Raw genomic sequence first — 23,169 nt, forward strand, 5'->3', positions numbered from 1 at the left:
GCGTATAAGCAGCGGTGCGATTCCGGTCAACCAAAAGCATGACGCGAAAGCGCTTCCCATGGCCCGCCACGATAATACCAGGCGGCCAGCCCGCGGATCGCCAACGGGCGCGGCGTAAAACCAGCCTGCAGATCGCGTTGCAGGGCACGGGCGTCTTCCGGCGTCACCTTGTTCTGGATCGTGACATGCGGCCGCCAGCCCGCCTGATCCTGCGGCGTGAGTAGAGTCGAAAAGCGCGCAGCCAAATCGGCGCGGATATCCTCCAGCGCGGGGGATTCAATTCTGAACGCCGTGCCTCGGCCCAGGTTCATGAGGCCGGCGATGCGGGCGACGGGCGCTGGAATGCCGCGCGTCGCCCGCGCGAGGCACGCGCGCAATTCGCCTTCGATCGAGGGCGGCAAATGATGAAACAGCGTCAGATGGGCGGGGATCACATTGCGCTCAGGCGGAAAATGCGCGCGCCGCAAGCCATCGAGCCACGCCAGATCAGCAGCCGCAAAGATCGCGGATACGATGATCGGCGCAGGGACGGACGGCGTGACTATATCTCGACCTGACTGCCCAGTTCGACCACGCGATTCGTCGGCAGCTTGAAGAAATCCATCGCGCTTTCCGCATTGCGCATCATCCAGGCGAACAGCCGTTCGCGCCACAAGGCCATGCCGGGCCGCTCGGAGGGCAACAGCGTCTGCCGCGCGAGGAAGAAGCTGGTGTCCATCATCTTGAACTCCGCGCCGCATCCGGTGACGAGCTTGAGCGCGGCGGGCACATCGGGCTCCTGCATGAAGCCGAATTTGATCACGAGACGATGGAAACCCTGCCCCAGATCCTCCAGCATACAGCGTCGCTCGATCTCCACATAAGGGACGTCCGCAATCTTCACAGTGAGCAGGATCACGCGATCGTGCAGCACCTTATTGTGCTTGAGGTTATGCAGCAGCGCATGGGGTACGCCATCGGCGGTGGAGGTCATGAATACCGCGGTGCCCGGTACGCGCGTGGCCGAACTGGCCGCGGAGGTGATGAACACCTTGATCGGCATCGCCGCCTCGCGCAGTCGCTCGATCATCAGCTTGCGGCCCTTGGCCCAGGTGGTGAGCATGGTGAAGGCAAACAGGCCGACCAGCAGCGGGAACCACCCGCCATCGGGCACCTTGGTAAGATTGGCGGCGAAATAGGCCAGATCGACGATGAAGAACACCGTGATCGCCAGCGCCGCGACGAAGCGATTCCAATGCCACAGGCTGAACAGGACCACCGCGAGCAGGCAGGTATCGATGAACATCGCGCCAGTCACCGCAATGCCGTAAGCGGCCGCAAGATTGCTGGACGATCCGAAGAACAAGACCAGCAGGATCACCATCACGCACAAGGCCCAGTTGATCGCAGGGATATAGATCTGCCCCGCCGCGCTCGCGCTGGTGTGCAAGATGCGCAGGCGCGGCATGAAGCCGAGCTGGATCGCCTGCTGCGTCAGCGAGAAAGCGCCGGAAATCACGGCCTGGCTGGCGATGATCGTGGCCATCATGGCGAGCAGAACCAGCGGCAGACGAAAGGCTTCGGGTGCGAGCAGGAAGAAGGGATTCTTGATCGCTTCCGCAGCGCCTGCGGGCTCCAGCGACAGGATCATCGCCCCCTGCCCCAGATAATTCAGCATCAGGCCGGGCAATACGAAATATAGCCAGGAAACACGGATCGGGTTGCGCCCGAAATGCCCCATATCGGCATAAAGCGCCTCGGCCCCGGTCACAGCGAGCACGACCGAGCCGAGCGCCAGAAAACCCGCCAAAGGATCATCGGCGAAGAAGGTGAAGGCATAATAGGGATTGAGCGACCACAGCACCGTGGGATTGCCGATGATGTGCATCACGCCGAGCACGGCGAGCACCAAGAAGTAGATGACCATCACCGGGCCGAAAAGCTGGCCGACCTTGGCGGTGCCGCGCGCCTGGATCCAGAAGAGTCCGATCAGGATCGTGACGGAAATGGGCAAGACCAGCGGGCCGAATCGCGGATCAACAGTGGTCAGGCCTTCCGAAGCCGACAGCACCGACATCGCCGGTGTGATCATGCTGTCACCGTAAAAAAGCGCGGTGGCGAACACCCCGAGCATCACGATGGGCGTGGACCAGCGCTTGCCCTCCGTCTGTCGGTTGATCAGCGCCAACAGCGCCAGGCTGCCGCCTTCGCCCTTGTTATCGGCGCGCATGATGATCGACACATATTTGATCGAAACCACGATCATCATCGACCAGAAGATCAGGCTCAACACGCCATAGATATGGAGTTGATCGGGATCGAGCGGGTGATGACCGGTAAAGGTTTCGCGGAAGGCGTAGATCGGGCTGGTGCCGATATCGCCGAAAACGATGCCGATCGCCGCCACCGCCAGCTTCGCCAGAGGTTGATCATTATGCGGCTGGGAAAGCTCGCTCGCCTCCCCGTCCGTTGCCATGTCCGTAGATGATGAGGTCATCGAGCTTTCAATTCGCTCGGTGCGTCAGAAAAATGGCCATCAAGACCCACTCTCGCTCGCCCGGAATGGGCGTGGGCGGCGCACTACCACTGTCCGTGCTGCACAGCAATATGCAGCGGATCAATCACCCGAGGCCAGCGTGCGTATCGTGAACTGGGTGACCAGACGATGAACGCCAGGCAAGGCGGACAGGATTTCGCGATGAACCCGCTCGTAACTGTCATCCTCGCGCACCAGAACCTTGAGCAGATAATCGGAAACGCCGCTCATCAGATGCGCCTCGACCACTTCGGTGGTGCGCGGCAATGCAGCTTCGAATGCCATCATCGTCGCCTGGCGCTGATCAACGAGCGTCACCGATACGAAGACGGTGGAAGGATTGCCCTTGGCCTCGCGCGACAAGCGGGCACCATAGCCCAGGATCAGACCAGCATCCTGCAGCGCGCGGGTGCGTCGGTGCGTTGCCGAGGGCGACAGCCCCACCAGCGCACCCAGTTGCTCGCTCGTCATCGCGGAATCACGGGACAATTGAGCAAGAATTTTGCGATCAATCGGATCTATTTGCATGATTTTCCTGATATCACGCCAATTATGAAAAACAATCCCGCTCGGCGCGCGTCCCGGGGCGATATTTGCAAGCACTTCCCGCGCCTTTTGCGATAGTATCCGTTGCAACGATCTATGGAGAAAATCATGCGCGTCGGTGTTCCCAAGGAAATCAAGAATCACGAATATCGCGTCGGATTGACCCCGCCGTCGGTGTCCGAACTCGTGGCTGCCGGTCATGACCTGATCATTCAGGCCGGTGCCGGCAGCGGCATCGATTTTTCCGATGCCGATTATGTCACCGCCGGTGCACGCATCGTCGGCACCGCCGCCGAAGTCTTTGCGGAGGCGGACATGATCGTGAAGGTGAAGGAGCCCCAGCCCGTCGAGATCGCGATGCTGGAGCCCCGGCATGTGCTGTTCACCTACCTTCATCTCGCCCCCGATCCCGAGCAGGCCGCGGGACTGATGAAATCAGGCGCGACCTGCATCGCCTATGAAACGGTGACGGCGCGCGATGGCTCGCTGCCTTTGCTCAAGCCCATGTCCGAAGTGGCGGGGCGCATGTCGATCCAGGTCGGCGCGCATTATCTGGAAAAGGAACAGGGCGGCCGCGGCGTGCTGCTCGGCGGCGTTCCTGGCGTGGCACCGGCCAAGGTCGCGATCCTCGGCGGCGGCGTTTCGGGCGTGAATGCCGCGCAAATGGCAGTCGGGATGCGGGCGGACGTCACGATCTACGACATTTCGAACCAGCGCCTTGCCGAACTGGACATGTTCTTCTCAAGCCAGATCAAGACGGCCTATGCCTCCAAGGCGGCCATCGCCGCCGCTGTCGCCAATGCACACCTTGTGATCGGCGCCGTGCTGGTGCCGGGTGCCGCCGCGCCCAAATTGGTGACGCGCGATATGCTCAAGACGATGAAGCGCGGTTCGGTGCTGGTGGATATCGCGATCGACCAGGGTGGATGCTTTGAAACCTCGCACGCCACCACGCATGACGATCCCGTATTCACCGTGGACGGCATCATCCATTATTGCGTGGCCAACATGCCCGGCGCGGTGGCGCGCACCTCCGCCTTCGCGCTGAACAACGCCACACTGCCCTTCGCGCTCCGCCTCGCCAATCTGGGTGCAGAGGCGGCGATGCAGGCCGATCCGCATCTGGCGGCGGGGCTCAACGTGTCTGGTGGCAAGATTCGCCATCGGGCTGTGGCGGAAGCGCTCGGCTTGCCGTTCGAAGGCTAGGGTCTGAGAGCCGGTTCCGGGGTGGCGGGGCCGGTAACCGGCAAGGGCGGCAATCCCATCTCCGTCCTGAGCCGCGAGACGCGCTGCTCGAGATCGGCGTGCCAGGGCGCGTCTCTGGGCGTTGCCGCAAGCTGATCGGTCCACACTTGCAGCGCCTTGTCCGGCTGCCCTGCTTGCAATAGCGACAGGCCAAGATAGAAAGGCGGCCCCGGATGTTGCGGCTGGAGCTTCAGCGCGCGCTCGAACGCGAACTGCGCCGCGGGGGACATGATGCCGTTGCCGTGATTGAGCAAGGCGCTGCCAAGCCCGGTCCAGAGCGTCGCGTTGTTCGGATATTCCTTCACCGCGCCACGCATCACATTGACCGCATCGCGTGTGGAGCCATAGCGTGCGTAGGCATCCGCGGTATCCAGCCACTGCGCTTCGCCGCTGAAACGTCCGGTCATGTTTTTGCGTTGCTCGACCAAGGCTGGATCGACCTCGGCATTCTTGGATTTCTGCGCGATCGGGCTGCCCGCCTGCGCCGGATGCCCTTGCCAGGCATATCCCGACAACCCGAGCAGTAGCGCCGCGCCCACCAATTCATAACTTTCACGCGGCAAGCGCCCGATCTTCCATAGCGCGCCAGCGGCGACCAGCGCCATCGCCACGATGATCAGCCAGCCCATCAGGATTTCCTCTTGCGGAAACGTCCGCGCGCAAGCAGCCAGCCGAGTCCTATCAGGATGATCGGTGCGAACCAGAGCGGCCATGTGCGCGCCGATAATGGCGGATCATAGCTGACCCATTCGCCATAACGCTCGATCATCCAGGCGCGGATCTGATCCGGGCTTTCCCCCGCCGCGATCCGGGCGCGCACCATCGATCGCATGTCGCCCGCAATCTCGGCATCGCTGTCCGCAATCGCCTGCCCCTGGCAGACCACGCAGCGCAAAGTCTCCATCAGCGCCAGCGCCTTGGCCTCCTGCGCGGGATCGGCCAGTTGCGTGTTGGCATATTTCGCCGCAGGCATCAGCGAATCTGCGCGCAGCGCCCCGGGCATAGCCATCGCTGCGAGTAACAACAGCACGGAGGCGCGGAGGAAAGGCCCTACAGTCATTGTGCTTCGCGCAATTTCTGGAGGATATTGGGAATATCCTCAGGGCGGATATCGCCGATATGCTGATGCCGGATCACGCCCTGGCCGTCGATCACGAAGGTCTCCGGCACGCCGGACGAGCCCATGGCGAGTTGCACGGCGCTATCCACATCGGAGCCGATGCGCTGATAGGGATTGCCATATTGCTGGAGGAAGGCGGCGATGTCCTCGGGCCGGTCGCGGATCGCGATCGCATCGATCGGCACGCCCTGGCGGGCCAGTTGCTCCAAGATCGGTGCTTCCGCCTTGCAGGGAATGCACCAGCTTGCGAAGATGTTGAGCAGCCGCGGCTGACCTTGCGCGAAGTCCCCGTTGGTCAGAGGCTGCTGGCCCGGCAGCGCTGCGGGCAAAGCGAATTGCGGCAGCGGCTTGCCCACCATCTTGGAATCCACCACGCGCTCGGCCGGATTGAACAGCCCGTGCATCACCACGCCGAAAAACAAGGCGAACAGCGCGAGCGGCACCCACAATATCAGGCGGCTGACCTTTTTGGGCTGTGGCTCAGCCATAGAGCTTCCTGTCCAGTAATTTGCGCTCGCGGCGCATATGGCCGATCAGCGAGAGCAATCCGCCCAGCGCGATCAACACGCCGCCGAGCCAGATCAACGTCACCCAGGGCTTCCACCACAGACGCAATTGCCACCGACCCTGCTCATCCGCTTTGCCCAATACGGTGTAGAGCTGGCCATCGAACACCGTTTTGATCGCGGCCTCGCTCGTCTCGGTCGGCGGCGAAGGGAACATGCGCGCTTCGGGCTTCAGGATGAAGGGTTTGCCATCGCCGCGGGTCACGGTGAGCGTCGCTTCAAGCGCGGTCCAATTCGGTCCGGCGATCGGCGCGACGCCATCCAGCCGCACCGCGAACGGCCCGACATGCTCAGTCTCGCCCAATCTGGCGGCCACCAGCGTTTCCTTGGTAAAGGCGCTTTCGCACGCCATGCCCGCAAGGCTGACCGCAATGCCCAGATGCGCGATCACCATGCCATAGGTGAACAACGGCGTCCGGCGCAGATTGCGCTTCCACAGCGGCGCCACGCTGGCCGCGCCGACGCCCAATGCGAGCACGAGGCCGAGCAACGGAAAGATTCCGATCCCCGGTGCCATCGCCAGCACGGCGGCCAATGCGAGCGCCGTGATCAGAATGGGCAGCGCCAGCCGCTTCGCGAGTGGTTTGAGCGTATCGCGTCGCCATTTGAGCAATGGCCCCACCGCCATGATCGCAACCAGGATCAGCGCCAATGGCCCAGCGGCGGCATTGAAATAGGGCGGGCCGACCGAGAGCTTGTCCCCCGTCACCGCTTCCACGCCCAGCGGATAGAGTGTGCCGATCAGCACGATGCCAAGAATGGCCGACAGCAGCAGATTGTTCGCCACCAATGCCCCCTCGCGGCTGACCGCTTCGAAGGTGGAACCTTCACGCACGGTGCCCACGCGAAAGCCGTAAAGCGCCATGGCACCGCCGATATAGATGACGAGCAGGGCCAGAATGAAGCTGCCGCGCGTCGGATCGACCGCGAACGCGTGGACCGAGGTCAGGATCCCCGATCGGACAAGGAAGGTGCCGACCATCGACATGGAGAAAGCGACCACGGCAAGCATCACCGTCCAGGCGCGGAGCCCGTCGCGCGTGGCCAGCACCGTCACCGAATGCAGCAGAGCGGTGGCCGCCAGCCAGGGCATGAGCGAGGCATTCTCCACGGGATCCCAGAACCACCAGCCGCCCCAGCCGAGTTCGTAATAGGCCCAATAGCTGCCCGCGGTGATGCCGAGCGTCAGGAACACCCAGGATATCAGCACCCAGGGCCGCATCGCGCGCGCGAAATCGGCACCCACATCGCGGGTTACCAAAGCGCCGACGGCAAAGGAGAAGGCGATCGAAAGCCCGACATAGCCGAAATAGAGCGTGGGCGGATGGAAGGCGAGCCCCGGATCCTGCAACAGCGGGTTCAAGCCCTGCCCCTGCGCCGGCGCGGGATCGAGCCGGGTGAAGGGATTGGAGGAAAAAAGCAGGAAGGCATAGAAGCCGATGCCGATGAAGGCCTGCGCCGCCAGCGTGGCCATCAGCGTGCGTTCGTCCAGCCGCCGTTCGAACAGCGCGACCGCTGCACCCGCAAAGGCCAGCACCGCCACCCAGAGCAGCATCGAACCCTCGTGATTGCCCCAGGTGCCTGCGAATTTATAAAGCCAGGGCTTGTCCGAATGGCTGTTCAGCGCGACCAGCTCGACCGACATATCGGAGCGCAGGAACAGCCAGATGAGCATGACGAAGGCGATGGCCGTGAGCAATCCTTGCACCACCGCGACCGGCCGCACGGCCCCAAGCAGCACGTCGCGTCCGCCCGTAAGCCCCGCCACGCCCAGCCCAAGCTGAAGCAGCGCGAGCGCGAACGCGAGCCACAAAGCGGCCAGTCCGGCTTCTGCGATCATTCAACCTTGCCCGTCTTGTGCTTGTCGCCTTCAAGCTGCGGCGGCATATAACGCTCGTCATGCTTGGCGAGGATATTGTCGGCGATGAAGGTGCCGCCGGCGTCGAACCGCCCCTCGGCCACAACGCCCGAATTTTCCTTGAACAGATCGGGCACGATGCCCTTGAACACCACCGGCACGGTATCCGCGCCATCGGCCACCACGAAACGGATCGTGACGCCATCGGGCTGACGAACGATGGATTTATCGGCCACCATCCCGCCCAGGCGCACCGCCTTGCCCGGCTCGATCCGCGTGCGCTTCACGTCCGCGGGCGAATAGAAATAGGCGGCCTGATCCTTCAAGGCGGACATGGCGAGCAACGCGGCACCGATGATCGCGACCAATGCGACGACGCCGAGGGTCAGCCTTTGATGCTTGGCTTTCACGCGCCTTTTCCCAAGCCAGAAGACTCCCCCATCCCGTTCGTGTCGAGCGCAGTCGAAACACCTTCGGATGTGGCGCCACTTCCCTCGACTTCGCTCGGGACAAACGGAGAAGAAGGGCGCTTCAATGCGGAGGCAAGCGCCTCGGCTTTCCGCATCGAAATGAACGCCCACAAAGTCACGCCCGCCGTGCCGATCACGGTGAGCGCATAGGCGGCGATGATGAAGGGCCAATGGTTCATGACGCGGCCATACGTTTCAGCCGCGCATCCACTTTGATCTCGGCCAGGCTGGCGCGCATCCGCATCAGCACGATCGCGCCGAACAGCAGGGTGAAGCCCAACGTCGTGAAGCCCAAAGGCCAGAGGATCGCATTGTCGATGCTGGAGCCTTGCAGCGTGATGCTCGGCCTCTGGTGCAATGAATTCCACCACACCACCGAACGGTTGATGATGGGGATGTTGACTGCACCGACCAGTCCGAAGATCGCGGTGACGCGGCTCACGCTGCCGCGTTCGTCGCTGGCATTGGCTAGCGCGATATAGCCGAAATACAGGAACAGCAGGACCAGCATCGAGGTCATGCGGCCATCCCATTCCCACCAGGTGCCCCAGGTCGGGCGGCCCCAGATGGAGCCGGTCGCCAGGCACAAGGCCGTGAACAGCGCACCGGGCAGGGCGATGGCGCGTGCAGCGATGCCCGAAAGCGGATGCCGCCACACGAACTGCATCAGGCTGGCGATGGCGAGCCCGGTCCAGCCCCCCATGCCCAGCCACGCGGCGGGCACATGGACATACAAGATCCGCACGCTCTGCCCCTGGAGATAATCGGCGGGGCTGAAATACAGGCCGGCGATCGCCCCGATCACGATCAGCAACAGCCCGCCCCACGCCAGCCAAGGCGTCAACGGTTTGGCAATGCCAAGAAAACGGGCCGGATTGGCGAAACCGTGCATCGGAGAAACGCGCTGACCTTCACTGGATTGGGCGGAAAAACCCGCCGGTCGTTACCGGCGCGCGCCTTCTGCCATCATCACCCGCTGTTGGGCAAGCGATTCAACCGGATCGCGCGTCTCCGGCCGCGATCTAGGTTGCGCGCCCCGCGATTCCGGGCTCGGGCGCATCCACCGACTTCGATCGCCCAAACCACATTTCGGCTCCACGCCAGCATAGCCCGGCAATGGCGATCGCAACCAGTCCGTCCACGGCGTAATGATAGCCGAAATGCACCGATCCGATGCACGTCAGAACGGTGAAAACGATCGCGGGCCAGAACCAGCGTGTCCGCCGTGCCGCCAAAACATAGATCATCGCGGTGGCGACGTGCATGGACGGCATCGCCGAAATGCCGCCGCCTTCTTCGGCAATCCGCTTGCCCAGCATATCGGCGAGATAGTCCTGCGTCTGGAAAACAGGGCCTTCCGGATAAAGCGCGAGCGCCGACCGCAATTCGGCAAAGCGTCCGGACAGCGCCGGATCGAACAGATGAGCGAAAACCGGCCCGGCGGCGGGGGTGACGTAAGCCAGCAATATACCGCCGACCAGCCAGGTAAGATTGAGCGCCAAAAAGAACGTGCCGGCTGCGCGTCGCGTCGCATAAATCGCCATGAATGCCTGTACGAAAACCAGTGATACGCCCCAGACAGCAGTATAGAAAAATTCCAGCCCCAGCGATCCTATGGGACCGATCGCCGCATGAGTGAGTCGCCAAGGGTCACCGCCGAAGATCGCGGCATCGAACCGTGTGTAAAATCCGTCCCACGTAAAGGACACCAGCGGCGCGATCGAAGTCTTGGCTGCCGTGAAGGCAGCGAAGAAGAGGGGCTGGATCAAGGTTGGAAGCAGCAACATTTCCGCGTGCCGCGATAACTGTGACACAATCACACGGCCCGGGCTCCTTACGCCACCAACCGCCATCGTGATCAACGCCAGCGCCATCCAGATCACAATCGAAAAGATCGACACGCCGATCGCCGGAATTACATAACCCGCTGGGAGGCCGGAGCCGTCAATATCGGCGGCGTTGGTGAGCACCAATGCCAGCGCCGTCGTGATTCCAAACACAGTCACGCTGGGCGCAATTGTGCGGCCGATCGATATCTCCTCCATGAGCAGATCATAGGAGACAAAAACCTATATTTGGAACGATCTCGTAATTAAATCGTATCCGAAATGAGTATATTAGAATTCGAAGGACGTTAAACCCGTCCGATCAGCCGTTTGGCGATCGCGTCGGCAACGTCCGACGCGGGATCGCCGCTTGCCGCGCTTTCATCCCACACCTGGTTCAGTCTTTCGGGGATGCGCTGAATGCGTTGCTCGACTTCGGCGCGGTCGCCCTGCCCCAGATACTCCAGCGCGACATTGATGATGCCGCCAGCATTGATGACATAATCGGGTGCATAAAGAATCCCGCGCGTCTGAAGCCGCCAGCCATCTTCGCGGGTTTCAAGCTGATTGTTCGCGCCACCTGCAACGACACTGGTCCTGAGCGCCGCGATGGAATCAGCCGTTAATATTGCACCTAGGGCGTTGGGGCTGACGATATCGGCCTCGATTGCGAGGATATCATTGCTATCGACCACCTGCGCGCCCAATTCGGTCGCCAGCGCCTTGGCGCGCTCGATGTTCAAATCGGCCAGCGTCAGTTTCGCGCCATCCGCCGCCAGAAGGCGCGCCAGGCCGCCGCCGACGCTGCCGACACCCTGAACTGCGATATGCACGCCGCTCATGTCCGACTTGCCCAGACCACGCAACGCCGCGGCTTTGACCCCTAGATAGACGCCATAGGCTGTCGACGGGCCAGGATCGCCACCCGCGCTGCCCTGCGCCACGGGCAGGCCCGACACATGTCTGGTGGATTTCGAGATCGCGACCATATCGGCGTCGCTCATCCCGACATCCTCGGCCGTGACATAGCGGCCACCCAGCGAATCGATCGCCGCGCCGAATGCGGCCAAAAGCGCCGGCGTTTTCTCCACGTCCGCGCCCGCCAGGATCACCCCCTTGCCGCCGCCCATGGCCAATCCGGCCATTGCGTTCTTGAAGCTCATCCCCCTCGAAAGGCGCAGCGCATCCGTGATCGCTTTGCTACTGTCGCTATAATGCCAGTAACGCACGCCCCCCGCTGCCGGACCCAGATGCGTGCTGTGCACCGCGATCACCGCGGTGAGCTGGCTTTTCGGGTCGCGAAACAGATGGACGCCCTCATGGTCGTCAAAATCAGGATATTCCCAAACCGAGGTCATGGCCGCTCCATTCGCGAAGAATATTATTACCAAAATAGATAATATAGTTTCAAGCGCGATTTCACCAGCGGAAATATGCAAGAGAGAAAGTGGGGCGACCGACGGGACTTGAACCCGCAACTTCCGGCATCACAAGCCGGTGCTCTAACCAATTGAACTACGATCGCCATGGGCCGCTCTGGGCCGGGCGCGCTCATAAGGCGCGCTGGGGGGCAGCGTCAAGCGCTGGGTTGGCCTGGGCCGTAATGCTGTGCCTTAAAACCGCCCTTTGAGCGAAAATTGATAACCCTGTGGTGTCTCCCTGAAACCCGCGCCGGCCAGCTTTGCACCCATGGCCGGATCAGCCGGACGCGCCATGAAATCCAGCGTGTAGCGGCCATCTTCGAACATTCTAAGTGCCAGCTTCTCCATGCCGGACTGACTCTGCAGCGGCAGTAGCAGCGCCCCACCGTCGCATCGGGCATTGCCGCTCAGCCCCTGCGCCAGATTGAGCCCGGCGATCTCACCGGCGAGCATCGCGCGGACCTGTCCATTCGCCTGAGTGCATTGGCCATCGACGAAGCGCAGGCTCACGTCGCTCAGGTCAAGCGTTTCCAGCGGAAGTGGCGCAAAGGCGGCCGCCACGGGAATCGCCCCCGTCATATCGTCCAGGCCGAAGCTGTTGCGCGTCACGCCGATCGCTCCCTGGATGCGGCCCGGCGCACTGCCGGCGCTGGCGATGTTCACCCGAGCCCGCGCCACAAGCAACTGGACGGGAGACAGGCCAGCCTTGAGATCGCCGACCGGCGCATCGCCCACCCGCACCTCGGCGAGCCTTCCGCTCCAGATAATGCCGCTGACGGCGCGCGCCGAGATGCCCTTTTGATCAAGGCCGAGCCAGCCCAACGCGAGGCGCATGGGGAGGAACACCACCAAAGCAATGAGGAATGCGCACAGCAGAAAGACGCTGCGGCCGAGTGGCAGGCGGATCTTCATTGCGCCGCCCTCCCCCGGAAAACGCCTTCGATATTGAGTGTTCGATCGCTGTTTGCGCGGGCGCGCAGTGTTTCGGGAAAGATGCCGCGTCGCTCCAGATCCTGCAGCCATCCGAAAAAGGCCGTTGGCCGGGCCGATGCGATGGAAAGGCTGGCCTTGTCGCGGCCCTGCGCCTCGATCTTGCCCAGCACGAACCCCACCTCGCTGGCGGATTGCCCGATTGCGGTGGCGACATCGGCGTCCAGTGCGGGTGGCACGGTCCTGCGCAGATCGCGCACGGCTTCGACCTTCGCTGCCACCTGCGCATTCTGGACCACAGCGCGGCCATGGTGTTCGCGCGCGCTGGACAGTGCATTGTCCACCGGACGGATGATCCCCAGCCACAGGATCGTGATCGCCAGCAGCGCGACCATGACCAGCATCATCCGCTGTTCGCGCAGGCTGAGGCCGGTCCACCAGAGTTTGAACGCTGCGGTCATGGCAGTTTTACCGTCATTTCGAGGGTCTGGCGGCCCGCAGCCGATTGCGGCTGGGTCGCCGTGCCGCTGAACCCCATGGCCTGCATGGCCTGCTGGAAGGCTGCGATATCGGCGGGGCTGGCGGCGGAGACGGTAATCTTCATCGAACCATCCACCGCGAAATCAAGCGCGGCCAGTTCAACATTGCCCGTGCGCCGCACCGCGGTGAACAAGGCCGCGAGACTGTTGGAGAAGCCCGCGCCGCCACCGCGATAACCGGCCAGCCGCTCATCCAGCGCGGTCACCGCGCTTTGCGTGTCTCGCGCCTCAGGCACAACGGATTGCGCCAGCGTGCGGGTCTCCCGATCGATCCGGTCTGCGTCAGCGCCATATTTGAAGATCAGCACCAGCGTGATCAGCAGCGTCGCGAGCGCGATCCCCGCACCGATCAGCACGAGCCGCTTCACCAATTTCCAGTCAATCTGCCAGCGACGGCTTTTCGCAAACGCTCCCTGCCTCAGATCGACCGGTGGATCCGCGAAGATCGAAAGCAATTCTGTTCCGATCACCACATCCGCGATCGGCGCATCGCCCGTGATCAATTCGGTCAAGCCCGGCTCATCGGCAAAGGCGCTGTCATGGCTGCGCACGATCGTCTGACCGAAGATATCGGCGCGAACATAGCCCGATTCGGGGCGCTGGACGAGCAACGAGGCCGGCACCACCGCATCAGGATCGAAGCCCAGCGCCTGCGCGCGCGCGAGCCAGGATGTCATGTGATCAACGGACACCGTCGCGATCAGCCGATCGTCCCGATCCGCCTCGTCGGCACCGATGGCGATATGCAGGCTTTCGATCGGCGCGATGCTGTTTTCCGCTGCCAACAACCGCGCCGCCGCGCGCGCCTGCGCCGGGGCGAGTCCGGGCAGTTCAGCCCAGTTGATCGTCACATCCGTGGCCGGCGCGATGGCGATCACGCGCGCATCAGCATCATCCTCTACCCGATCGATCACCAGCAGATCGTCGCCCGACGAATCGACTCCATCGGCAGAGACGCGACTCCATCCGATTGGCGAATCGGCGGCGGCGGGCAGATGGAGCAACAGGAAACGCTCAGCAATCATGAAGGATCGCCCCATTGGCGGCTCACCAGCACGGCGGGTGACAGCGCGCCGTCGATCAGCGCGGTTTCCTGCAATTCGGCATTGCCGACCACGATCATGATATCGAGGGCGAACCAGCGGGTCTTCAACTTTGTCTGCTGGTACACTTCGGCCCCCGGATTCAACGCTTCGAGCGCCGGGACTTTCCAGAAGCTCTGAACGCTCTCATAGCCACCCGCCGGCCGCTCCGCGAGCATTTTGCGCGCGCGGACCACATCCAATTTGCCCGGCAACAGCATCGCAAAGAGCGGTGCCTGATCCGGGGTGAGCGTATTGATGTTCAGCGGCGACAATTCGCTATCGGGCAGCGCGCAGATCCAGGGACGCAGCCGTTCGTAAATCTCGGGCGTGACCCCGGCCACCGCGCGCAATTCGCTGGCATCGGACATGCGCGTGTTCGCGGGGAGATAGGGCACGGCCAGGCCGCTGTAATATTCATCCTCCGCGCCGTCCGGCGCGGCGACGCCATCGGAATCGAGCCAGTCCGCCAGCGCCGCCGCGATGCGCCGGGCCATGGCGGGATTGATCTCCACCGCCTCCATCAGCGCCACGAACTGCGCGATTCCGGCGGGGCTGGGGGCGAGTTGCGTCGCCAATTGGCCGCTCGCCACGCTGTTCAGATTGAAGCAATTGCCGCCGTCACGGATGCGCGCCGTGGCGGTGCCGTCGGGGATCGGCAGGTTGAAGCGCTTGCCGTTCCAGCCCCCTGCGGTCTTGGTCTGAAGCGGATCGGCCTCCGACAGATCGGTAATCCGCATCACGGCCAGCGTTTCCGCCGCCTGTGCATAGGCGCGCGCCTGATCCAGCGCTGCGCCATTCGCCGCCAGATGCGTGGACAGTTTCAGCCGTTCAAGCGCCGATACCGCGAGCACCGAGATGATCGCCACCAGCAGCAAAACGCTCAACAGCGCCGCGCCTTCTTCCCCGCGCTTCATTGCCGATAGCCCGATCCGACCAGGAAAAGCTGACGGATCGCAGCGCCTCTGGCCGGCGTAATCATCAGTTCAACCGCGCGCGGCATCGCGTCGGTCCGCGTTGGCTCCCAGCGATCCTGCCAGTCATTATCCACGCGGAACCGCAGCTTCACCGCAGCGACATCCTTGAACAATGCTGCGCCGGGCTGGGCCGTGCCGCCATCGGGCATGGCATAGGCCATCCGCTCGATCCGGCCCGCATTGAGCCGATATTCCACCTTTTGCAGCGAAGACCGCGGGGCGTTGCCCGCATTGCTCCATCCGGTGCGGATGAGCGTCAGGAAGGGTGCACCTTCGCCGCCGCTGGTGCCCTGAAAGGCCGGCAGCCGATCGCCATTGTCGCCGCGCGTGATCCGGGGGATCGCCTGCGCAAGATCGCCGGTCAGCGCCCCCGCCAAGCGACGCACTTCGGCCATGCCATCCAGCTTGCGCTGCGCGGAGGCCTGAGCGCGCACGCTGAAGCTCAATAACGCGACCCCGGCGGAAGCCAGCATCCCGAAAATCAGCAATGAAACGAGGAGTTCGACCAGCGTGAAGCCGTTTTCGGCGGAGCGCCGAGGGGGCGTGAAGCCGTGTTCGGTGGAACGCCGAAGGGGCGTGAAGCCGTTTTCGGCGGAACGCCAAGGGAGCGTGAAGCCGTCTCGCTGCGAGGAGCCATGAATCACTTGAGAGTCCTGACCACGGTCAGCCCGGCCAGCGTCCGCCCCGCGTCATCCGCCACCGCGATATCCACGCGAGCCACGCGGGCATCCGCGGTGCGCACGGTCTGCCGGGTCCAGCGCCAGCTCTGCCCGCCATTCACCTCTTCGCCACTGGTCTTGCCGAAGGTGGGCGCAGCGGGGTCAGTGATCGTCTCGACCGCGATGTTGCGCGCGACGGTTTGCGCCATCAGCTTTTGATCCAGTGTGAAGGTGCTCGCCATCGTTGCACCCTCAAGCCGCAACAGCGCCAGCGCGGCTAGGCTGAACACCGCCAGCGCGACCAGCATTTCGATCAACGTGAAGCCGTGTTCGGCGGAACGCCGTGAAGACCCGAGGCCGTGTTCGGCGAAACGTCGCGAAGCTGCGAAGCCACGTTCAGCAGGGGATCGATCAGAGGACGACACGGATATCTCCGTCCAGCCCGATGGCGATGCCGACGCGTTCACCGCCCCGTTTGAGCGTCAGGGTCACTGGTTCGCTCACCAGGCCTGTCGTGTCGAATATGACAGTCTTGTGGGTCTCGCGGCCCATGGCGATGCCGGTGCCTTCGCTCCAGCGCGTGCGTCCCAGCGCCTTTTGCTGGATCGGATGCCACGCACCCTGCCGTTTTTCCTCGAAACCATAGCCCAGAGGATCGACCACCACACTGGCCTCCCGCCCGTCGATCACCGCGCCGTCGCGCACGATCTGCGCGCGCGCGGCGAAACGCTCCGCTTCGTGAACCAGCTTGCCGCGGGGATCAGGCATCAGCACCACCACCGCAGCCGACATCAGCCCGATGATCACCAGCACGATCATCAGTTCGACTAGCGTGAAGCCGTTTTCGGCGGAACGCCGATGGGGCGTGAAGCCGTTTTCGGCGTAACGCCGAGCGGGCGTAAAGCCCTTCTCGTGATCAGCGCCAGTTGCCGATATCGGCATTTTCCCCCTCGCCGCCTTCTTGCCCGTCCGCGCCGAGCGACCAGATATCGAAGCTGCCGTTGCGGCCCGGCGTGGCGTAAAGATAGGGCCGGCCCCACGGATCGTCGGGCAGCTTCTTGATATAGCCGCCCTGCTGATAGAGCTGCGGCTGCGCGAGGCCGCCGGGTGCCTGGACCAGAGCGCGCAAGCCATCGGCGGCGCTGGGATAAGTGCGGTTGTCCATGCGATAGGTCTCCAGCGCCTGCTCCAGCGTGGAGATATCCGCCTCGGCCTTTTTCTGATTGGCCTTGCCGAGTTGTGGCAGCACATTGACCACCACCAGCGTCGTAAGCAGCCCGATGATAACGATGACCACCATGAGTTCGACGAGCGTAAAGCCGTCTTCATTGTGATCCCTGCGCCGGCGGGAATCCCGCTTCTTCTGGCCGAGAAGAGAAGGGATAGAAGCGGGATTCCCGCTTTCGCGAGACTGACTAATAAGGCGTAAAAGGTTCATATCTTCCCTCAGGCTCCGGCCAGCGACTGGAGTTGCAAGATTGGCAACAGGATGGATAGCACGATCAGCGCGACCACGCCGCCCATCACGACGATGATGGCGGGTTCGAGCAGCGAGAGCGCGGTGGCCGTGAAACCGTCAAATTCCCGCTCCAGATAATCGGCCGCGCGCTCCAGCATCACATCGAGCTTGCCCGCCGCCTCGCCGCTCGCCGCCAGATAGACCAGCAGGGGCGGAAACACCCCTGCCCGCTTCAGCGCGGCGGAGAGGCTACCGCCGCCGCGGATCGCCTCGACTATATCTTCGGACGCCACTTTCAGCGCGCGATTGTGGATGGTCTGACTCGTCAGAGTCAGCCCTTCCAGCAGCGGCAACCGGCTCGCGACCATCGTCGAAAGCGTCCGCGCCATGCGCGCGGCATGAAGATCGCGGATCAGCCGCCCGATCAGCGGAATGCGCAACAGTCGTCGATCCACCGCGAGACGGATCGCCGGCTCCTTGAGCGCACGCCATATCAGCGCGCCCAAGCCGGCGATCATGATCGCGAGCAACCACCACCAGTTTACGAGGAAATCGGAAAGGCCCATCACCATCCGCGTCAGCAACGGCAATTTCTGGCCGACGGTATCGAATTGCTCGACGACCTTGGGTACGACGAAGATCATCAGCGCGGTCACCACGAACACCGCCACCAAAGCGAGCACGACGGGATAGGCCAATGCGCTCGTCACCTTGCCTTTCACCTGCGCCTGGCGCTCCAGCAGATCGGACAGGCGATCAAGGATCAGCCCCAATGTGCCCGAGCTTTCGCCCGCCGAGACCATCGCACGATAGAGCGGCGGAAAGCTCTTCGCCTCCCGCCCCATCGCTTCGGACAGGCGGCGACCTTCCATCACCGAGGCATGAACGCGGATCAGCACGGCGCGGACATGCGGCTGCTCGGTCTGGCGCGAAATCGTCCGGAGCGATTCCTCCAGCGGGCTGACCTGCACCAAAGTCGCCAATTGGCGGGTGAACAGCGTCAGTTGCTTGCCGCTGATCGTGGTGCGCTTCATGAACGAGCCGGACACCAGAGGCGGCGCAGCTTGTGGGGCACCATGCCCCTCCGCGATCTTCACCACATAGAATTTGCGCGCATCAAGCCGGGCGCGCGCGTCATCCATATTGGGGGCCACAACGCGGCCGCGCTTTTCCCGGCCCGCCGTATCCAGCGCGAGATAATCGAAATCAGGCATCGACGGATTCGCGGCGCGAAATCCGGACCGCTTCCTCGGGCGTCGTCAGGCCTTCGCGCACCAGCTTGCGTGCGGCGGAGCCGAGATTGGGGGCATTGAGAAAGGCATGGCGCGCGATGATCGCTTCATCGCCGCCATCATTGATCAGGCGACGGATCGTATCGTCGATGCGGATCGCCTCGAACACGCCGATCCGGCCCTTATAGCCCGTGCCGCTGCATTTCTCGCACCCGACCGCCTCATAGATCACTGTTCCGGAATCAAAGCCCAGCAAGGAACTCACCGAACCCGAGGCCTGGACCGGTTTGCGGCAATCCTGACACAGCCGCCGCACGAGGCGCTGCGCGATCACCGCGCGCAGCGTGGAGGCGAGCAGGAACGGCTCCACCTTCATGTCGCGCATCCGCGTGATCGCGCCGACGGCATCATTGGTGTGAACCGTGGACAGCACGAGATGCCCAGTGAGCGACGCCTGCACCGCGATATCAGCAGTCTCCCGGTCACGAATTTCGCCGACCATCACCACATCGGGATCCTGGCGCAGGATTGCGCGGAGCCCAGCGGCGAAAGTGAGGCCGACCTTGGCATTCACCTGGGTCTGGCCGACGCCCTCGATGGCATATTCCACCGGATCCTCGACCGTCAGGATATTGCGCGTGCCATCATTCAACTGGCGCAGGCCTGCATAAAGCGTGGTGGTCTTGCCCGAGCCCGTCGGGCCGGTGACCAGAATGATGCCATTCGGTTCCGACAGCGCCTCACGCATCAGCGCGTCGGTATCCCCCGTCATGCCCAGCACATCGAGATCGATTCCGGCATTCTCCTTGTCGAGAATACGCAGCACCACGCGCTCTCCCGCCCGGCTCGGCAGCGTGGACACGCGCACATCGAGCAATTTACCCCCCAGCGTGAGCCCGATGCGGCCGTCCTGCGGCACGCGGCGCTCGGCGATATCAAGCCGCGCCATCACCTTGATTCGGCTGACCACCACGGGTGCCACATGCGGCGGCATCCTGAGCGTTTCCCGCAGCACGCCATCGATCCGCATCCGGATCACGAGGCCGGTTTCATAAGGCTCGATATGGATGTCGGACACGCCCTGGCGCGCGGCCTCCGCGATGATCCCGTTGATCAGCCGGATCGCGGGCGCATCGTCGGCGCTGTCGAGCAGATCGTCCGCCGTGGGGAGATCGGTCGCAATCAGATCCAGATCATCGCCCAGGCCCAGCGATCCCGCGGCCATCGCCGCCGCCTGCCCGTCCATCGCATAGCGTTCGGAGAGCAGGCGATCGAACGCCTCCACCGCCACGAACGACACATCGAACGGCTGACCGAGATAGCGCCGCACTTCAAGCAATGCGCGAGGATCGCTGCCTTCGCGCATGGCGATCACAAAGCGGCCCTCTTCCTTGCCCACCATCACCACGCCGAATTTGCGCGCGAAGCCGTAAGGAATGTTGACCAGCAAAACCGGCGACGATTCCACGACGGGCGGCATCTCCGCCGCCAAAGGGTCCGTCTCGATATCGCTGCCGCGCCCGATTTTCATCGCGGCGGCTGCCCCGAAGCCGGCAGATCGACGGGGATGATGGTTTGGGTGGTCGAGTTTCTCACCGTGGGCACGATCACCTCGAGCGGCGGGGTGATGAGATCGCCCGGCACGGAGGCGGGGATCGGCGGCGTTGCCCACAGATATTCGCGCACAAGCTCGTCCAGCGTCGGCTCCCGATCGGGGCGTTCCAGAAGCTGCTGATTGCGCGCATAGCCATAGCGTTGCTCCGCGATCCGCCGGGCGTCCGCAGCGTTGCGAATGATCGTGGGGCGGATGAAGATCATCAGATTGGTCTTGCTGCGCGTGCGCGATTTGGAGCGAAACAGCGCCCCGATGGCAGGCAGATCGCCCAGCAACGGCACCTTTTCGATCGTGCGCCGCTCGCTATCATCCAGCAGGCCGCCCAGCGCCACGATCTGCCCGTCATCCACCGTGATCGTCGTTTCGATCTCGCGCTTGTTGAGGATCAACTCGTTCGACGTGCTTGAAACCGGTCCCGCGATTGAGCTGACTTCCTGGCGGAGAAACAGCTTGATCGCGCCACCGGTGTTGATCTGCGGCTTCACTTCAAGCTGAATACCGACATTTTCACGCTGGATCGTACGGAATGCGTTGTCTAGATTGGCACCCAACGCTTCACCCGTGGTGATCGGGATTTCCTGCCCGACCAGGATCCGCGCTTCCTGATTATCCAGCGTCATGATCGACGGGGTGGAAAGGAGATTCGATTTTGTATCGCTCTTCACCGCATTGATGATCGCGCCCAGCACATTGCCATTGCCCAGATCGACGCCAAGGCCAAACAGCCCGCCCGTCGCCGCAGAGACGCTGCTCACCGCGGATTTGAGCAATTCGTCGCTGATCCCATTGCCCGTCGTGGTGGTCGTCGTCGTGCCATTATTGGTGGTCGTGGTCGTGCTTGATCCGATCCGATCGGATAGCAAAGCGCCGCCCACGGTGAGGATATTGGGTTGCGCATTGGAGAAGGGCGTGGCCACCCCGCCCCAGGGGCCGCCCGCCAAGAGCTGGACGCCCAGCTTCTTGGTCGCCGTATCCGAAAGCTCGACGATGATCGCCTCGACCAGCACCTGTTCGCGCCGCGTATCGAGCTGCCGCACGATTTCGCCCAATTGGCGCTGAATATCCTGCGGCGCTGCCACGATGATGGCATTGGCGCCTTCATAGCGCGTGACGATCGCCGTGCCGCGGCCCTGAATGCCGATCCCGCCGCCATTATTGTCACCCGATGCCATCGGCGCGGCACTGACCGGATTGGAGATCGGCGCGGCCGATGCATTGCCGCCGCCGACACCGGTGGAGCGGCTGGCGGTACTGAACCCGCCCATTGCCACGGCGGCAGACGGCTGTTGGCCGACAAGCTGCTGCAGCACAGGGAGCAAAAGCCCGGCATCGGCATGTTCCATCCAATAGACCCGCACCTCGGTCCCGCTGGCCGCGCGCGTATCCAGGTCGCGCGCAATTTCCATCAGGCGATCGACCGTCGAGGGATCGCCCCGGAAGGCGATCGAATTGCTGCTGTCGATCGCCACCACGCTGACCGCCGGACCGCCACGCACTGCGCCGCCTTCGGCACCACCGCCGCCCGAAGCCCCGCCACCGCCCACCAGTTGCTGGAGCGATGTCGCGATTTCGCGCGCGCCCGCATTCTTCAGCGCCAGCACGCGCGTCGAGGCGCTGTCCCGGTCGATCTGGCGCACCAGTTCGCGGATGCGGCGGATGTTATCGCCATAATCAGCAACCACGATCGAATTGCCGCTGCGATTGGCGGTGACCGAGCCTTCCTTGCTGACCAGGGGCCGCAAGGTGGCCACGGCTGAATCCGCGTCGATCGATCGCAGGCGGAAGACCTCGGTCACGAAACTATTCTGCGCGCTGCCCCGCGTGCCCACGCGCCCCGGCTGCGCCGCGGCGCTGTCGGATGGCTGGATCCGGAAGGATCCGCCCGCGGTCGGGATGGCGACCAGACCATTGGCGCGAAGCGTGGAGAGAAACACCTCGAAATATTCGGATTTGGAGAGCGGCCGATCGGTCACCACCGATACCTTGCCTTGCACGCGCTGGTCGATAATGAACGTCCGTCCCGTCACCCGCGCGGCATCCTGAATGAAGGCCCGGATATCGGCGTCGCGCACATTGAGCGTCTGTTGCGCCACCAGCGGCGCGCTCAGCATCAGCGCAATGGCGCTCGCAGCGCCGGCAAACTGTCTCATCATCATTTCGCAATCGTGATGGCAATGGGGACGACACCGCTGCCGCGCTCGACATTCACCGAGACATTGCTGCCCGGCTTGAGTTGCGCCGCGAGCCGCTGGGCATCATCGGGAGAGGATATCGGCTGGCCGTTGATCGCGACCAATATGTCGCCATCGCGGAAACCCGCATTGATGAACACGCCCGGATCACCCGCGGGACGCAGCACCAGACCGGTGACCCTGCCCTTTTCGGCGCGCGGCAGAAACTGGATGCTGGTGCGAATCTGATCGGCGGTCACCGGCTGACCGGCGGCCGAGGGCGGCGGGGGCGGTCCACCCAGGCGACCGCCCGGGGGCAATTCGGCCGCCGCGGGCGCCGGCACGGATTGATCGAGGAAAATCTGCTCCAGCGCGCCACCGCGATCGATCGAAACGCTGTCGAATGCCACGGCTTTCAGGATGACACCCGGCATCACCTCATCGCCCACGGCAAAGCTGTTCTGCACGCCGTCCGGACCTGCGATGATTGCCGAACCGCGGCCATTCACTTCATCCATGCGCGTGCCAAACAAGGTGAGTTGGAGCGAAGTGACGACAGCCGTGCCGCCGTCCTGAAGACGAAAAAAGGGATCGAAGCTGCGAAAAAGCTCGGCCTTGCCCGAAGTTACGCCGGAGATCCGGTCGGCCAGACGCCATTCCCCCAGTGGTCCAACCGGGGCCGCCACAGCCCAGACGAGACGGGCAAGCTGGATCGCCAGCAGCGTGAGCAGCAGAATTTCGGCAATGCTGTAGACGCTGTAGTGCGGCAATCTGCGCAACCACCTCTTCGCCCTGCCATCCAAACTCAAACGCATCTTGTTCCCCCTGGGAGACGCCGCGCCTAGCCCCCCTGTGTTAACCTTAGATGACGTTAGTGTTACCACTTTGTGGCGTCCAGCGCCGTATGCGATGAACAGCCAGTGATTTTTGGGCAAGCC

Annotated in this window: 25 protein-coding genes and 1 tRNA gene; 1 reads left to right on the forward strand and 25 read right to left on the reverse strand. The window is 63.3% G+C overall.

Annotated features, from left to right (window positions below; genetic code table 11):
- Positions 1-26: 26 nt before the first annotated feature.
- From FHS49_RS17030 to FHS49_RS17040, 3 genes are all read right to left on the reverse strand, one after another.
- Positions 27-545: a 2'-5' RNA ligase family protein gene (locus FHS49_RS17030; RefSeq protein WP_184021269.1), complete on the reverse strand. Its 519-nt coding sequence runs from the start codon at positions 543-545 to the stop codon at positions 27-29.
- Positions 542-2,455 carry a potassium transporter Kup gene (locus FHS49_RS17035; RefSeq protein WP_246350969.1) on the reverse strand — a complete coding sequence of 638 codons (1,914 nt, stop codon included), beginning with the start codon at positions 2,453-2,455 and terminating at the stop codon, positions 542-544. Before FHS49_RS17035 ends, FHS49_RS17030 begins: the two co-directional genes overlap by 4 nt.
- A 141-nt stretch (positions 2,456-2,596) precedes the next feature.
- Complete coding sequence (locus tag FHS49_RS17040; protein ID WP_425502710.1) at positions 2,597-3,037, reverse strand: Lrp/AsnC family transcriptional regulator; 441 nt, start codon at positions 3,035-3,037, stop codon at positions 2,597-2,599.
- A gap of 132 nt (positions 3,038-3,169) precedes the next feature.
- Here FHS49_RS17040 and ald point away from each other — a divergent pair, with 132 nt between their 5' ends.
- Positions 3,170-4,267 carry an alanine dehydrogenase gene (ald, locus tag FHS49_RS17045; RefSeq protein WP_184020849.1) on the forward strand — a complete coding sequence of 366 codons (1,098 nt, stop codon included), beginning with the start codon at positions 3,170-3,172 and terminating at the stop codon, positions 4,265-4,267.
- Here the strand turns inward: ald and FHS49_RS17050 are convergent.
- The 22 genes from FHS49_RS17050 to FHS49_RS17155 form a co-directional block, all read right to left on the reverse strand.
- Positions 4,264-4,935 carry a tetratricopeptide repeat protein gene (locus FHS49_RS17050; protein WP_184020851.1) on the reverse strand — a complete coding sequence of 224 codons (672 nt, stop codon included), beginning with the start codon at positions 4,933-4,935 and terminating at the stop codon, positions 4,264-4,266. The genes ald and FHS49_RS17050 overlap by 4 nt on opposite strands.
- The gene (locus tag FHS49_RS17055) at positions 4,935-5,315 is read right to left on the reverse strand and encodes a cytochrome c-type biogenesis protein (protein WP_246350891.1); all 381 of its coding nucleotides are present in this window, start codon (positions 5,313-5,315) and stop codon (positions 4,935-4,937) included. The genes FHS49_RS17050 and FHS49_RS17055 overlap by 1 nt, the downstream gene beginning before the upstream one ends.
- Positions 5,316-5,362: 47 nt before the next feature.
- Complete coding sequence (locus tag FHS49_RS17060) at positions 5,363-5,914, reverse strand: DsbE family thiol:disulfide interchange protein (RefSeq protein WP_184020854.1); 552 nt, start codon at positions 5,912-5,914, stop codon at positions 5,363-5,365.
- Positions 5,907-7,832 carry a heme lyase CcmF/NrfE family subunit gene (locus FHS49_RS17065; protein ID WP_184020856.1) on the reverse strand — a complete coding sequence of 642 codons (1,926 nt, stop codon included), beginning with the start codon at positions 7,830-7,832 and terminating at the stop codon, positions 5,907-5,909. The genes FHS49_RS17060 and FHS49_RS17065 overlap by 8 nt, the downstream gene beginning before the upstream one ends.
- On the reverse strand, positions 7,829-8,260 hold the full coding sequence (ccmE, locus tag FHS49_RS19700; RefSeq protein ID WP_184020858.1) for a cytochrome c maturation protein CcmE: 432 nt from the start codon (positions 8,258-8,260) through the stop codon (positions 7,829-7,831). Before ccmE ends, FHS49_RS17065 begins: the two co-directional genes overlap by 4 nt.
- Positions 8,257-8,499, reverse strand: a complete 243-nt coding sequence (locus FHS49_RS19705; RefSeq protein ID WP_184021299.1) for a hypothetical protein — start codon at positions 8,497-8,499, stop codon at positions 8,257-8,259. The genes ccmE and FHS49_RS19705 overlap by 4 nt, the downstream gene beginning before the upstream one ends.
- Entirely contained in the window at positions 8,496-9,212 is a 717-nt protein-coding gene (gene ccmC, locus FHS49_RS17080) for a heme ABC transporter permease CcmC (protein WP_184020866.1), read from the reverse strand. The genes FHS49_RS19705 and ccmC overlap by 4 nt, the downstream gene beginning before the upstream one ends.
- Positions 9,213-9,342: 130 nt before the next feature.
- Positions 9,343-10,365, reverse strand: a complete 1,023-nt coding sequence (locus FHS49_RS17085) for a phosphatase PAP2 family protein (protein ID WP_184020868.1) — start codon at positions 10,363-10,365, stop codon at positions 9,343-9,345.
- 89 nt (positions 10,366-10,454) lie between these two features.
- Complete coding sequence (locus tag FHS49_RS17090; RefSeq protein WP_184020870.1) at positions 10,455-11,504, reverse strand: Glu/Leu/Phe/Val dehydrogenase dimerization domain-containing protein; 1,050 nt, start codon at positions 11,502-11,504, stop codon at positions 10,455-10,457.
- Positions 11,505-11,594: 90 nt separating this feature from the next.
- Positions 11,595-11,671, reverse strand: a tRNA-His gene (locus FHS49_RS17095).
- Between the two features lie 88 nt (positions 11,672-11,759).
- Positions 11,760-12,479, reverse strand: a complete 720-nt coding sequence (gspN, locus tag FHS49_RS17100) for a type II secretion system protein N (protein WP_184020872.1) — start codon at positions 12,477-12,479, stop codon at positions 11,760-11,762.
- Positions 12,476-12,958, reverse strand: a complete 483-nt coding sequence (gene gspM / locus FHS49_RS17105; RefSeq protein ID WP_184020874.1) for a type II secretion system protein GspM — start codon at positions 12,956-12,958, stop codon at positions 12,476-12,478. Before gspM ends, gspN begins: the two co-directional genes overlap by 4 nt.
- Positions 12,955-14,061: a type II secretion system protein GspL gene (gene gspL, locus FHS49_RS17110; RefSeq protein WP_184020927.1), complete on the reverse strand. Its 1,107-nt coding sequence runs from the start codon at positions 14,059-14,061 to the stop codon at positions 12,955-12,957. The genes gspM and gspL overlap by 4 nt, the downstream gene beginning before the upstream one ends.
- Positions 14,058-15,035, reverse strand: a complete 978-nt coding sequence (gspK, locus tag FHS49_RS17115; RefSeq protein ID WP_184020930.1) for a type II secretion system minor pseudopilin GspK — start codon at positions 15,033-15,035, stop codon at positions 14,058-14,060. The genes gspL and gspK overlap by 4 nt, the downstream gene beginning before the upstream one ends.
- On the reverse strand, positions 15,032-15,739 hold the full coding sequence (gspJ, locus tag FHS49_RS17120) for a type II secretion system minor pseudopilin GspJ (RefSeq protein ID WP_343053010.1): 708 nt from the start codon (positions 15,737-15,739) through the stop codon (positions 15,032-15,034). The genes gspK and gspJ overlap by 4 nt, the downstream gene beginning before the upstream one ends.
- On the reverse strand, positions 15,736-16,179 hold the full coding sequence (gene gspI, locus FHS49_RS17125; RefSeq protein ID WP_343053011.1) for a type II secretion system minor pseudopilin GspI: 444 nt from the start codon (positions 16,177-16,179) through the stop codon (positions 15,736-15,738). The genes gspJ and gspI overlap by 4 nt, the downstream gene beginning before the upstream one ends.
- A complete protein-coding gene (locus FHS49_RS17130) occupies positions 16,166-16,696 on the reverse strand; it encodes a GspH/FimT family pseudopilin (RefSeq protein ID WP_184020933.1) in 531 nt (176 codons plus the stop codon). The genes gspI and FHS49_RS17130 overlap by 14 nt, the downstream gene beginning before the upstream one ends.
- Positions 16,671-17,054: a type II secretion system major pseudopilin GspG gene (gene gspG, locus FHS49_RS17135; RefSeq protein ID WP_246350894.1), complete on the reverse strand. Its 384-nt coding sequence runs from the start codon at positions 17,052-17,054 to the stop codon at positions 16,671-16,673. Before gspG ends, FHS49_RS17130 begins: the two co-directional genes overlap by 26 nt.
- Positions 17,055-17,200: 146 nt before the next feature.
- Positions 17,201-18,427 (reverse strand): type II secretion system inner membrane protein GspF, encoded by a 1,227-nt coding sequence (gspF, locus tag FHS49_RS17140; protein ID WP_184020939.1) that lies wholly within the window; start codon positions 18,425-18,427, stop codon positions 17,201-17,203.
- A complete protein-coding gene (gene gspE / locus FHS49_RS17145) occupies positions 18,420-19,925 on the reverse strand; it encodes a type II secretion system ATPase GspE (protein WP_184021280.1) in 1,506 nt (501 codons plus the stop codon). The genes gspF and gspE overlap by 8 nt, the downstream gene beginning before the upstream one ends.
- Before the next feature lie 47 nt (positions 19,926-19,972).
- A complete protein-coding gene (gene gspD, locus FHS49_RS17150; RefSeq protein ID WP_184021283.1) occupies positions 19,973-22,213 on the reverse strand; it encodes a type II secretion system secretin GspD in 2,241 nt (746 codons plus the stop codon).
- Positions 22,213-23,010 (reverse strand): type II secretion system protein N, encoded by a 798-nt coding sequence (locus FHS49_RS17155; RefSeq protein ID WP_343053012.1) that lies wholly within the window; start codon positions 23,008-23,010, stop codon positions 22,213-22,215. Before FHS49_RS17155 ends, gspD begins: the two co-directional genes overlap by 1 nt.
- Positions 23,011-23,169 lie beyond the last annotated feature (159 nt).

Source organism: Sphingobium boeckii, from assembly GCF_014199215.1.
Taxonomy (GTDB): Bacteria; Pseudomonadota; Alphaproteobacteria; order Sphingomonadales; family Sphingomonadaceae; genus Sphingobium_A; species Sphingobium_A boeckii.

Coding starts and splice junctions, on each gene's coding strand:
- FHS49_RS17035 (WP_246350969.1), bottom strand. CDS start 2,455: ATGGCAACGGACGGGGAGGCGAGCGAGCTTTCCCAGCCGCATAATGAT.
- ald (WP_184020849.1), top strand. CDS start 3,170: ATGCGCGTCGGTGTTCCCAAGGAAATCAAGAATCACGAATATCGCGTC.
- FHS49_RS17050 (WP_184020851.1), bottom strand. CDS start 4,935: ATGGGCTGGCTGATCATCGTGGCGATGGCGCTGGTCGCCGCTGGCGCG.
- FHS49_RS17055 (WP_246350891.1), bottom strand. CDS start 5,315: ATGGCTATGCCCGGGGCGCTGCGCGCAGATTCGCTGATGCCTGCGGCG.
- FHS49_RS17060 (WP_184020854.1), bottom strand. CDS start 5,914: ATGGCTGAGCCACAGCCCAAAAAGGTCAGCCGCCTGATATTGTGGGTG.
- FHS49_RS17065 (WP_184020856.1), bottom strand. CDS start 7,832: ATGATCGCAGAAGCCGGACTGGCCGCTTTGTGGCTCGCGTTCGCGCTC.
- FHS49_RS19705 (WP_184021299.1), bottom strand. CDS start 8,499: ATGAACCATTGGCCCTTCATCATCGCCGCCTATGCGCTCACCGTGATC.
- ccmC (WP_184020866.1), bottom strand. CDS start 9,212: ATGCACGGTTTCGCCAATCCGGCCCGTTTTCTTGGCATTGCCAAACCG.
- FHS49_RS17085 (WP_184020868.1), bottom strand. CDS start 10,365: ATGGAGGAGATATCGATCGGCCGCACAATTGCGCCCAGCGTGACTGTG.
- FHS49_RS17090 (WP_184020870.1), bottom strand. CDS start 11,504: ATGACCTCGGTTTGGGAATATCCTGATTTTGACGACCATGAGGGCGTC.
- gspN (WP_184020872.1), bottom strand. CDS start 12,479: ATGAAGATCCGCCTGCCACTCGGCCGCAGCGTCTTTCTGCTGTGCGCA.
- gspM (WP_184020874.1), bottom strand. CDS start 12,958: ATGACCGCAGCGTTCAAACTCTGGTGGACCGGCCTCAGCCTGCGCGAA.
- gspL (WP_184020927.1), bottom strand. CDS start 14,061: ATGATTGCTGAGCGTTTCCTGTTGCTCCATCTGCCCGCCGCCGCCGAT.
- gspK (WP_184020930.1), bottom strand. CDS start 15,035: ATGAAGCGCGGGGAAGAAGGCGCGGCGCTGTTGAGCGTTTTGCTGCTG.
- FHS49_RS17130 (WP_184020933.1), bottom strand. CDS start 16,696: ATGCCGATATCGGCAACTGGCGCTGATCACGAGAAGGGCTTTACGCCC.
- gspG (WP_246350894.1), bottom strand. CDS start 17,054: ATGGTGGTCATCGTTATCATCGGGCTGCTTACGACGCTGGTGGTGGTC.
- gspF (WP_184020939.1), bottom strand. CDS start 18,427: ATGCCTGATTTCGATTATCTCGCGCTGGATACGGCGGGCCGGGAAAAG.
- gspE (WP_184021280.1), bottom strand. CDS start 19,925: ATGCCGCCCGTCGTGGAATCGTCGCCGGTTTTGCTGGTCAACATTCCT.
- gspD (WP_184021283.1), bottom strand. CDS start 22,213: ATGATGAGACAGTTTGCCGGCGCTGCGAGCGCCATTGCGCTGATGCTG.